This is a genomic window from Frankia tisae, assembly GCF_025403405.1.
GTDB lineage: Bacteria > Actinomycetota > Actinomycetes > Frankiales > Frankiaceae > Frankia > Frankia tisai.
In genome coordinates, this window is sequence record NZ_JANEZT010000234.1 from 1 (window position 1) to 10839 (window position 10839).

Below are 10839 nucleotides of genomic sequence, written 5' to 3' on the forward strand. Positions count from 1 at the left end.
CCCCCATGTTCCCGACGGCGATCGTGACCCCGGCCGGCGCGACCTCGGCGGCCGCCCGCATTCTGCTCGACACCGTCCTCGCCCGCCAACCTGTAGCGATCGCCCGGTAACGACCGGCGTCGAGACAGCCCGACCACGGTCGAGTCGGCCGCCCTTCCGAGTTGGCCGATCTTCTTCGGCGTGGGCCCGGCACCGTCAACGGTGTTGATTATCTTGTGTGGCGGCATGCTCCAGCAGCAGCGGGAGGAGCATGTCGACCAGCTCGGTGCAGGCCGCGACGATCTCCACGTCGCTGATGGTGTCCGCCTCGAGCCCCAGAGCCAGCGCCTTCAGGGTGATCGCTCCATAGAGGCATTCGATGACGCGAGCCTGAGTGACCGGGTTGATGGGTTCGCCGCGCTCGGCGGCCCGGGTGAGGACCAGTCCGGCGGCTCGGCGATGGCGATCGGCCACGTCGGCGGCGACCTGGGGGGCGGCGCGGCTGGCCACGGCCTCGACCGTGAGGCGCAGCGTCGCGAACCCGACGGGGTCGAGCAGGAATCGCAGCATGTTCGCGCTCAGGGCGATCAGGTCGTCGCGCAGTGATCCGGTGTCGACGTCCTCGATCGCTCGGGATCGTGCCAGGACGCTGTCGACCAGGAGCGTGTCGCGGTCGGGCCAGCGCAGGTAGACCGTGGACTTGCCGACCCCGGCACGCCGGGCGACGCCGTCGATGGTGAAGCCGGTCGCGCCGCGCTCGAGGTACTCGTCGATGGCGGCGTCGAGGATGCGCTGCTCGGCGTCGGCTTTGCGAGGCCGGCCGGGGGATCGCCGCGCGGCGGTCACACCGTCACCCATGGATCTCCTCCCCGCCGGCGTCTGCGAGCCGCTCCTCACCGTAGAGCGAACCGGCCCTGTGCGGGTTGCCGTGCTGGAGCCGAGGGGTCCACGGGCAGTTTACGGACGACCTTGTCCGATTCCTTGACGGGCGACGCGCGTCACAGTTCACTAAGGTCACTCAGTCACCTCACCCGTCTAGCCCGTCTAGCCCGTCTAGCCCGCCTAACCCGTCTCGCCCTTGACCTCCGATCTGCCGATCCACGCCGTCGTGCACGCGGGAACGCCCCGAGGAGCCCCATGCCAGACATCGACCGCACCCCGCCGAAGGTCCACCTCCGCATCAACGGTGAGAGGCGCGAATCCGGCTCGGGCGGCACCTACGGTCACGTCAACCCGGCCACCGGCGAGGTCGACGCGCAGATTCCGCTGGCGGACAAAGACGAGATCGACCTCGCCGTCACCGCGGCGCACGAGGCGTTCCAGACCTGGAAGCGGACCCCGCCGGCCCAGCGCCGCGCCCTGCTCATCAGGCTCGCGGACCTCATCGAAGCCCATACGGACGAGTTCGCCCGCCTCGGGGCGCTCGACAACGGCACGCCGCTGGCCGTCGGAGCGGCCTTCCCGGTGCTCTCGGCGGAGTGGACCCGCTACTACGCCGGCTGGGCCGACAAGATCCACGGCGACCTGACCGGCAACCCTGTCCAGGACGGGGAGCTCGGATACACCCTCGCCCAGCCGTACGGCGTCGTCGGGATCATCATCACCTGGAACGGCCCGCTCATCTCGCTGGCCATGAAGATCCCGGCGGCGGTCGCGGCCGGGAACACCGTGGTGGTCAAGCCCTCCGAGCTCACCCCGTTCAGCGGGGAGCTCTTCATGGACCTCGTCGAGCAGGCCGGGTTCCCGCGCGGTGTCGTCAACGTCCTGCCCGGCACCGCCGAGGCGGGCGCCCAGCTCGTCTCCCACCCGCTGGTCAGGAAGGTCACCTTCACCGGCGGCCCGGCCACGGCGACCAGGATCCTCGAGGCGTGCGCGCCCAGCATGAAGCCCGCCGTCCTCGAACTCGGCGGCAAGTCCGCCAACATCGTCTTCGCCGACGCCGACCTCGACGTGGCCTGCCAGATCGGGACGACGTTCTCCCTGATCGCACTCTCCGGCCAGGGCTGCGCCTTCGCGACCCGGATGATCGTCCACGAGGACGTGTACGACGAGGTCGTCGCGCGGGTGAAGCTGATCGCGCAGAACATCCCGGTCGGTGACCCGTTCGATCCCGCCGTCGCCTCCGGTCCGGTCGTCAACCAGGCGGCCGTCGAGCGGATCCTCGGGATGATCGAGCGGGCCACCGAGCAGGGCGCGACCCTGCTGGCCGGCGGGAGCCGGATCGACCGTGCCGGCTACTACATCCAGCCGACCGTCTTCACCGACGTCGACCCGGACGCCGAGATCGCCCAGAGCGAGGTCTTCGGACCGGTACTGACGATCTTCAGGTTCCGGACCGAGCAGGAGGCGGTCGCCCTGGCCAACGGCACCAGGTACGCGCTGTCCTCCTACGTCCAGACCAGGGATCTGCAGCGGGCGCTGCGGGTCGCCGCCGAACTCGACGCCGGCGAGACGCTCGTCAACGGCGCGACGAACTTGAAGGTCGGCCGGCCGTTCGGTGGGTTCGGGCTCTCCGGAGTCGGCAAGGAGGGCGGCCGCGAGGGCATCGAGGAGTTCCTCCGCATCCGCAGCGTCGGCATCGCCGTCTGACCTCACCAGTTCGCGAGACAGGACAGAAACAATGACCGGAAAGCTCGAAGGGCGCGTGGCCCTCATCACCGGCGCCGCCCGCGGCCAGGGCCGCGCGCACGCCGTCCGCCTCGCCCGGGAAGGTGTCGACATCATCGGCGCCGACATCTGCGCGGACATTCCGTCGATGAACTATCCGTGCGGCACCTGGGCCGAGCTCGAGGAGACCGCCGAGCTGGTCGGAAAGGAAGGCCGCCGGGCGGTCATCGGCAGGGCCGACGTCCGTGACCAGCCTGCGCTTCGGGCCGTCTTCGACGAGGGGTACGCCACCTTCGGCCGGATCGACATCATCCTGGCCAATGCCGGCATCCTGCGGGTCGGCGACAGCGTCGACCCGGTGCGCGAGTGGCAGGACACCATCGACATCCTGCTCACCGGCACGTTCAACACCGTCCAGGTGGCCCTGCCGCGGATGCGGGAGGGTGGGCGTGGCGGCTCGATCGTCATCACCTCCTCGAGCGCGGGGCTGAAGGGCACCGCCAGCGAGGAGCCGAGCGCCCAGGCCTACACGGCGGCCAAGCGGGGACTCGTCGGCTACATGCAGGTGCTGGCCAACCAGTACGCCGCCGAAATGATCAGGGTCAACACCATCCACCCGACCGGTGTCGTCTCGGGTATGACGATGAACGCGGCGATGCAGGCGGCGATGGCGAAGGCGGACAGCAACGTCTCCGCGATGCAGAACGCCCTGCCCATTCCCATTCTTCAGCCCGAGGACATCGCGGGCGCCGTCGCGTACCTGGTCTCCGACGAGGCGACGTTCATCACCGGGACCCAATGGGCCCTCGACGCCGGCTTCACCGTCCGCTGACGGCTCGGTACATCGGTCCAGCATCGGTACAGCTGAGGAGAATCTGCGATGACAACACCCGCCACCGAGGTCACCGACCACCGCCTCGTGGGAGTCGGCGCGGTCGACGAGGCAGGCGACCGCTTCGACGCGCTCCGCGCATTACACCGCATCGTCAGGGTGACCGAACCCGACCTCTCGTACTGGCTGGTGCTTGACCACGATCTCGTGCGCGAATGCCTGCAGAATCCGGCGGTCTTCTCCAGCGAGGTCATCACCCCGCTCAGCCCGGACCCGCCGTTCGCGATGATTCCCATCCAGCTCGATCCGCCCGAGCACACGCAGTGGCGGCGACTGCTGGCGCAGTACTTCTCCCCGCGCACGATGGGGCTGCTGCGACCGCGCCTGGAGGAACGCACCGTCGAACTCGTGGCGGCGATCCGCGCCAAGGGAGAATGTGACTACGTCGAGGATTTCGCGCTGGAACTGCCGACGGTGGTCTTCCTCGAGCTCATGGGGCTGCCGATCGACGAGTTGCCGACCTTCCTGGAGTGGGAGAAGCAGGCGCTCGCGCCGACCGACGAAGGCGTCTTCGACCCGGAGCGGCAGATCGGCGGGATCTTCTCCGTCGTCGGGTACTTCCAGGCCGAGATCGCCCGGCGACGGGAAAGCGGCGAGCGGGGGGACGGACTGCTCGGTGCGATGCTCGGCTGGGAGCTCGACGGCGTGCCGGCTCCCGACGACGCGCTGGTCAACTGCTCCCTGCTGCTCTTCCTGGCGGGGCTCGACACGGTGGCGATGAGCCTGTCCTTCGCGATGCACCACCTCGCCACGCACGATGCGGACCGGCGGCATGTCGCGGGGCTCGCAGCCGCCGGCGAGCCGATCGACGACGCGGTCGAGGAGCTGCTCCGGTTCTACGCCGTTCCCGAGGTCGGCCGGAAGGTGACCCAGGACATCGAGATCGGCGGGCAGCAGCTGCGCGCCGGTGATCTCGTACTCTTCCCGCTGGTCTCCGCGAACCGGGACGAGGCGCTCGTCGCCGGCGCGGATGCCCTCGACCTCACCACCGGACAGCCTGCCCCGCACCTGGCCTTCGGAGCCGGTCCTCATCGGTGCCTGGGCTCCCACCTCGCCCGGATCGAGATGAGCGTCGCGCTCTCCGGCTGGCACCGTGCCATCCCGGAATACGCCCTGCGCCACAACACCACGCCAAAGGCGTACTGGGGCAATGTCCACGGCATCTTCTCCCTGCCCCTGGAGAAGTTCGGCTCCTGACCCCGCTCCTGACCCGAACGAGAGGAGCCGCCCTCGGTGCCCGCCAGCGGCGCGGAACGAGCCCCTGGCGGCCGGGGACCTGCTGGTCCAGAACGGCGTCGCGCATGGTTGGCGCAATCGCCGCGACGAGCCCGCGGTCGTGCTGTACGTGATCGTGGGAGGTCGGGCCGGCGGGCACTGAGAGCGGCGGGAAGCCCGCGACCGGGCGGGCCCCTACACACTGTCAACGCATCCGTTGACATTATGGGATTCTGCCCCTGTGACGGATGCGAGCAACACGGTCGATGTGGCGGCGCTGACCGGCTGGCTGGACGAGAACATCCCGAGCCTGGGCGACGGGCCCCTGACGACGGCGCTGGTCTCGGGCGGGTCGACGAACCTGATTCTCAGTCTTGACCGGGGCGGCCGGAAGGCGATCTTCCGCAGCCCGCCACCGGAGGGCAGTCCGCAGGGCGCGCGGACGATCCAGCGTGAGGCCACCGTCCTGCGCGCGCTGACCGGCACGGACGTCCCGAGCCCGGAGTTCCTCGGCTTCTGCGAGGACGCCTCCCTGCTCGGGGTCAGTTTCTACGTCATGGAGCTGGTCGACGGCTGGGCGGCCACCATCACCGCCGAGAACGAGACGATCTGGCCGAAGGGCTTCGACGACGGCCCCGACCAGCACTACCTCTGCTGGGCGATGACCGACGGGCTGGTCGCGCTGGCCAACCTCGACTACGAGGCGGTCGGGCTGGGCGGCTTCGGCCGGCCCGAGGGCTTCCTCGAACGCCAGCCGGACCGGTGGCTGGGCCAGGTCGACGGCTACAGCCGGCGCTACCCGAAGTACGAGCGGCGTGACCTGCCCGGACTGCAGTACGTGGCGGACTGGCTGCGGGACAACGTCCCCGCGGGGTCGCCGCCCGCGCTCATCCACGCCGACTACGCACCGAACAACGTGCTGTTCCAGCATCGACCGCCGGCCCGGCTCGCCGCGATCATCGACTGGGAGACCGCGACCATCGGCGATCCCCTGCTTGACCTCGCCGCCTTCGTCAACAACCTCGTCACCGCCGACGAGGACGACGGCGCCATGCGGTACTTCCAGCCGGGGCGCTTCCCCCACCGGGACGACGTCATCGCCTACTACGGCGAACAGACCGGCCGCGACGTCTCGGCGATCGGCTACTACTCGGTGCTGTCGAAGTGGCGCGCGGCCTGCATGATCGAGTACAAGGTCGCCGAGTCGATCCAGGGGCTGTCCCCCAGGGCCAAGGGCGACCGGTTCGACGCGATCGTCCGCCGACTGCTGCTCGACTCCGAGGCCCTGGCCCGCTCCCTGATGTGACAGCCGAACCCAGCGGTAGCGATCATGGTGTTCCGCGGAACCGCGCCCCGGTCCTCGCGTCTGCGCGATCGTTCGCCGGGCCCGGGCCGGGGTCCGTCCGATTGTTACCCATGGTGACGGATGGGAAGGTGGGAGCGGGGGTCTGCGTGGGGCCGGGCCCGGGTGGCTCTTTGCTATGGACATATCGGACGCCACACCATCCAGAAGGACCACGATGGTCGCTCTCCCACGCATCCACCCCGAACCGCCGCCCACCGCCGCCACGCTCCGCAACCGCCGCCACGGCCAACGGCCACTCGACCTCGGACGCCAGCGACACGCCGCCCCGCCTCGGACCGGTTCTCCTCCCCCCACAACCCGCTGCCACGACCACGACCGCTTGACACAGTCATTCAGATTCCGCGGAACCGGGCCAGGCGCTCCGGGTCGACCCACGCGTGGATCGCGGCGATCCGCCCCGCCACAATCGCGAATCCCATGACCGAGACCCGCTGCCCGCCGGCGGCGACGATCACCCCGGTGTCTCCGTTCACCAGCACCGGACTGACCACCGCCGCCGGCTGGGCGAACAGCAGCGCCCGGCGGGTGACCGCGGCGGACCCGCGCAACACCACCGACGCCTCTGGCCGGGTCGCGCCTCCGTCGGCGCGCAGCACGACGTCGGGGTCGAGCAGGGCGACCAGCGCCGCGAAGTCGCCGCGGCGGGCCGCGGCGAAGAACGCGTCGACGACCCGCCGCCGGACGGCGGGATCAGCGGCTTCGGCGGGAGCGGCGAAGCCGTCCGTCGCCGTCCCGCGTACGCGGCGGCGCGCCCGGCTGGCCAGCTGACGGGCGGCGGCCGGAGACCGGTCGACCATCGGGGCGATCTCGTCGAACGACAGGTCGAACAGATCGTGCAGGACGAACGCCAACCGCTGCGCCGGGCTCAACGTGTCGAGGACGACGAACAGCGCCATGCCGACCGAGTCCGCGAGCAGCGCCTGCCCCTCGGGGCCCGAAGCGTCGTCCGGGCCGATCACCGGGTCGGGCAGGTGCACGCCCAGCGCCTCCTGCGGACGGGCCGACCGCGAGCGGAGCATGTTCAGGCAGATGCGGGACACGACCGTGGTGAGCCAGCCGCCCAGATTGTCGATGCCGTCCGCGCCGGTGCGGTCCAGCCGCAGCCAGGTGTCCTGCACCGCGTCGTCCGCCTCGCCGAACGAGCCGAGCAGCCGGTAGGCGACGGCACGCAGGTGCGCCCGATGCTCCTCGAACCGTTCGGCGAGCCGCTCGTCGTCGTCCATCGATCGCTCACCTCTCTGTCGTGCTCCCGCGTCGGTCACAAACCCGCGCCGTGTCGGGTCAGAGAGATGACCGGCAACGGCCGGCCGATGTGACAGGTGATCCGAAAGGTCGTGACCAGATGACTGCCATGGTGCTCAGGAGCACGGTCCGCAGCGAGTACGCCCCCGAGGTGGAGAGCGCGGTGAAGGCCCTGTTCGCCGCGTTGGAACGGCACCGGCCCCACGGCGTTCACTACGCCTCCTACCGGCTCGCCGACGGCGTCACGTACCTGGTGGTGCTTCAGGTCGAGGACGGCATCGACAATCCCCTCCCGGCCATCGCGGAGTTCCGCGAGTTCCAGGAGAACCTCAAGGGTTGGCTGGCCGCCCCGCCGATTCCCGAGCAGGTAACCGTCCTCGGCGACTACCGATGCTGCATGAAGTGAGCCAGCTCTGACCGGCTGTCACGCAGGAGGTCAGGATCGGGTGGATGCGGCGAGGAGGTCGTCGGTGGCCTGGCGTAGGCGGTGGCGGGCCTCGGGGTCGTAGGCCTGGTCAAGGGCGCGGGCCTCCCGCGCGCCGGAGAAGTAGCGGCCGGTGCCCGAGGCCGCGGTGGGGCCGGTGATCAGGCGCAGGGTGGCGTCGCCGCCCTCGGTGACGGTGCTGCTCACGGGGGAGCCTGCCTGGCGGACCATCGTGGTGTCCATGAAGGTCGCCGGGTGCAGGGCGTCGGCGGTGACGCCGGTGCCGGCCAGCTGTTCGGCCAGGTCGAACGTGCTCATGATCTGGGCAAGCTTGCTGCGGCGGTAGGCGCGGATGCCGTCGTAGCCCCGGGTGGTGAGCAGGTCGGCGAAGTCCAGGGGTTCCTGCCCGGCGGAGGCGACGTTGACGATCCTCGCCGGGGCGGAGCGGGTCAACAGCCCCAACAGCAGCCGGGTGAGCCGCACGCCGGCCAGATAGTTCACGGCGAAACGCAGCTCGATGCCGTCGGCACTGGTCTGGCGGGCGGCGCCCGGCAGACCGAACCCGACGCCGGCGTTGTTGACGAGCACGTCGAGCCGGTCGGTGTGCCGTTCGACGGCGGCGGCGAGCCGGGTGACCTCCCCCAGGTCGGCCAGGTCGGCGAGCAGCACCACCGGCTCGGGCCCGCCGGCGGCCTCGATCCGGGCGCGTACCTGCTCGGCACGCTCGGCGTCGCGACCATGGACGAGCACCCGCCAGCCCGCCCCGCCCATCCGCTCGGCGAGATGGGCGCCCAGCCCGTCGGTCGCCCCGGTGATGAGAATCGTTCGCCCGTCCATCACGTGTTCTCCCGCTCGGTCGATCTCGAATCTCGGTCGATCTCAGGAACCGTGCCGCTGCCCCCACGCGGAAAACCCGCCGACCGCGGCCAGTCTTCCGCGAGACGGCGGGAAGGCCGAAGGCAGTTGTTCGACCGCCGGTTCTGAGCCGACCTCGAGGCAGGGTTCGCGCGGGCGGCGAGCGTCCGGGCCGTCCTCCGGCGAACCGATCGGCGAAGTCGGTGGGTAGAAACGTTCGGTGCGGGAATAGGCACTACCAGTGATCGATGTGTGCCGCCGAACCGTGGCGGTCTGAGGGCGCGGTCACCGGTCCGGCAGTGCACGAGCCGACGCGTCGGTTCGGACATGCGACGGGCCGCAGGTTCACGACAGCGTAGGAGACGACAGCGTAGGAGAGGTCGACCATCATGACGACGACCGCGGAACACGGGACCGTCACCGGCACCAAGGACACCCAGTACGACCTGCTGTGGTTCACCCAAACCTGCCTGAAGAACGCGCTACGGCTGGAGACCTACGCCGCCGACGCCCAGCGCGACGGCGACCAGGAGCTGCACGACCTGTTCCGCCGGGCGCAGACGGAAAGCCGCAAGGGCGCCGAGCAGGGCAAACAGCTCCTGCGTGGCCGCCTCTGACCGCTGATCCCACGGACCGCCCGGCACTCGGGGAGCCGGGCCGCCCGGATCAGGGCCGCTGGGATCAGGGCCGCTGGGATCAGGGCGCGCCGGGCGGGATGAACGGCAGGCCGGGCGGGGCTCCCTCGTCGAGCAGGCGACGCAGGGCCGCGGTGTCGAGATGGTCGGCGACGAGGTCGCCGAGGGCATCGAGGCGGCGGCGGCGTACGTCGGCGAAGCTGGTACGGGCGGGGATGAACGCCCGCCCGGCCGCCGCCGCGACCTCGGTGAGGTAGGAGCGGCGGAACTCGTCGTTCTCCAGCAGCCCGTGCCAGCTGGTGCCGGCGACCGCGCCGACGCGCACGCCGTCGGCGGCGAACGGCTCGGCACCGGGATGGTCGGCGACGGCGAGCCGGCCGTGGCGGATCTCGTAGCCGGTCAGCGGCCGGCCTGCGGCGTCGCTCGCCGCGCGGCGGCCGAGCAGCTTCGCCGCCTCGAACGTCGTCGTGACGGGCAGCAGGCCGAGGCCGGCCACCTCCCCCGCGCCGGATTCGACGTCGTCGTGGATGCGCCGGCCGAGCATCTGGTAGCCGCCGCAGATGCCCAGCACGGGCCGGCCCGCGGCGGCGCGGGCGGCGACGGCGTCGGCGAGACCGCGGCGGCGCAGCCAGCGCAGATCCTCGACGGTCGAGCGGGTGCCGGGCAGCACCACCAGGTCGGCGTCGGCAAGCTCGTCCGGCCCGGTGACCAGCCGCACCACCACGCCCGGTTCGGCGCGCAGCGCGTCGAGGTCGGTCACGTTCGACAGCCGGGGCAGGCGGACCACGGCCACCCGCAGGCTCTCCCGCCGCCCGCCCTCCCCCGCCGACGCGGCGCCAACGTCCGGCTCGGCGTCCTCGGCGTCGGGGTAGGAGGCAAGGTCGAGGGAGTCCTCGACGTCGAGCCAGAGCCCGGAGCGGAACGGGACGACGCCGTGCACAGGCCGGCCGGTGAGCGCCTCGATCTGGCGCAGCCCGGGTTCGAGCAGCCGGGCGTCACCGCGGAACCGGTTGATCACCCAGCCCGCGACGAGGGCCTGATCGGCCCGGTCGAGCAGTGCCAGCGTGCCGAACAGAGCGGCGAAGACCCCGCCCTTGTCGATGTCACCGACGACGATCACCGGCAGGTTCGCCGCGCGGGCCAGGCCCATGTTCGCGATGTCGGTGGCCCGCAGGTTGATTTCCGCCGGCGACCCGGCACCCTCACAGATCACCGCGTCAAAGCGGCTCCGCAGGTCGTCGAGGCATTCCAGGACGATCCGCGCCAGCCGTTCCTTGTGCGGGCGGTAGCCGAGCGCGTCGACCTCGGCGACGGGACGCCCGAGGACAATGAGCTGGCTGTGGCGGTCGCCGCCCGGCTTGAGCAGCACCGGGTTCATCGCCGCCTCCGGCTCCACCCCGGCCGCCGCGGCCTGCATCGCCTGCGCCCGGCCGATCTCCGCGCCGTCCGCGGTGACGGCCGAGTTCAGCGCCATGTTCTGCGCCTTGAACGGGGCGACCCGCACGCCCTCGCGGGCCAGCCACCGGCAGATGCCCGCGGTCAGCACGCTCTTGCCCGCATCCGACGCCGTCCCGGCGACCAGCAGTCCCCCGCTCATCCAGCGCGCCGCCCCACCCGCACGGCC

General features: G+C 71.1%; 10 protein-coding genes. 6 read left to right on the forward strand and 4 right to left on the reverse strand.

Translation table 11 applies throughout. The features are described 5' to 3' along the window. Positions 1 to 195 precede the first annotated feature (195 nt). Positions 196 to 837, reverse strand: coding sequence for a TetR/AcrR family transcriptional regulator (locus NBZ85_RS20475; RefSeq protein ID WP_261557998.1), 642 nt, complete (start codon positions 835 to 837; stop codon positions 196 to 198). Between the two features lie 279 nt (positions 838 to 1116). On the opposite strand from NBZ85_RS20475, the gene NBZ85_RS20480 reads away from it, so the two are divergent. The 4 genes from NBZ85_RS20480 (at position 1117) to NBZ85_RS20495 (ending at position 5999) form a co-directional block, all read left to right on the forward strand. Continuing rightward, positions 1117 to 2568, forward strand: a complete 1452-nt coding sequence (locus NBZ85_RS20480) for an aldehyde dehydrogenase family protein (RefSeq protein WP_261557999.1) — start codon at positions 1117 to 1119, stop codon at positions 2566 to 2568. Positions 2569 to 2599: 31 nt separating this feature from the next. Further along, positions 2600 to 3418, forward strand: coding sequence for a mycofactocin-coupled SDR family oxidoreductase (locus NBZ85_RS20485; RefSeq protein ID WP_261562424.1), 819 nt, complete (start codon positions 2600 to 2602; stop codon positions 3416 to 3418). A 48-nt stretch (positions 3419 to 3466) separates the two neighbouring features. Continuing rightward, positions 3467 to 4675 carry a cytochrome P450 gene (locus NBZ85_RS20490; RefSeq protein ID WP_261558001.1) on the forward strand — a complete coding sequence of 403 codons (1209 nt, stop codon included), beginning with the start codon at positions 3467 to 3469 and terminating at the stop codon, positions 4673 to 4675. A gap of 259 nt (positions 4676 to 4934) precedes the next feature. Further along, positions 4935 to 5999: a phosphotransferase family protein gene (locus NBZ85_RS20495; protein WP_136449245.1), complete on the forward strand. Its 1065-nt coding sequence runs from the start codon at positions 4935 to 4937 to the stop codon at positions 5997 to 5999. Positions 6000 to 6391: 392 nt separating this feature from the next. Here the strand turns inward: NBZ85_RS20495 and NBZ85_RS20500 are convergent, their stop codons facing one another. Then, on the reverse strand, positions 6392 to 7282 hold the full coding sequence (locus tag NBZ85_RS20500) for a sigma-70 family RNA polymerase sigma factor (protein WP_261560162.1): 891 nt from the start codon (positions 7280 to 7282) through the stop codon (positions 6392 to 6394). A 128-nt stretch (positions 7283 to 7410) separates the two neighbouring features. On the opposite strand from NBZ85_RS20500, the gene NBZ85_RS20505 reads away from it, so the two are divergent. After that, positions 7411 to 7707 (forward strand): hypothetical protein, encoded by a 297-nt coding sequence (locus NBZ85_RS20505; protein WP_261560160.1) that lies wholly within the window; start codon positions 7411 to 7413, stop codon positions 7705 to 7707. A 30-nt stretch (positions 7708 to 7737) separates the two neighbouring features. Here NBZ85_RS20505 and NBZ85_RS20510 read toward each other — a convergent pair whose 3' ends face one another. Then, positions 7738 to 8562 (reverse strand): SDR family NAD(P)-dependent oxidoreductase, encoded by an 825-nt coding sequence (locus NBZ85_RS20510; protein WP_261560158.1) that lies wholly within the window; start codon positions 8560 to 8562, stop codon positions 7738 to 7740. Positions 8563 to 8969: 407 nt separating this feature from the next. On the opposite strand from NBZ85_RS20510, the gene NBZ85_RS20515 reads away from it, so the two are divergent. Further along, positions 8970 to 9197, forward strand: a complete 228-nt coding sequence (locus tag NBZ85_RS20515; RefSeq protein WP_261560157.1) for a hypothetical protein — start codon at positions 8970 to 8972, stop codon at positions 9195 to 9197. Positions 9198 to 9276: 79 nt separating this feature from the next. Here NBZ85_RS20515 and NBZ85_RS20520 read toward each other — a convergent pair whose 3' ends face one another. After that, the gene (locus NBZ85_RS20520; protein ID WP_261560164.1) at positions 9277 to 10812 is read right to left on the reverse strand and encodes a cobyric acid synthase; all 1536 of its coding nucleotides are present in this window, start codon (positions 10810 to 10812) and stop codon (positions 9277 to 9279) included. Positions 10813 to 10839: the final 27 nt, after the last annotated feature.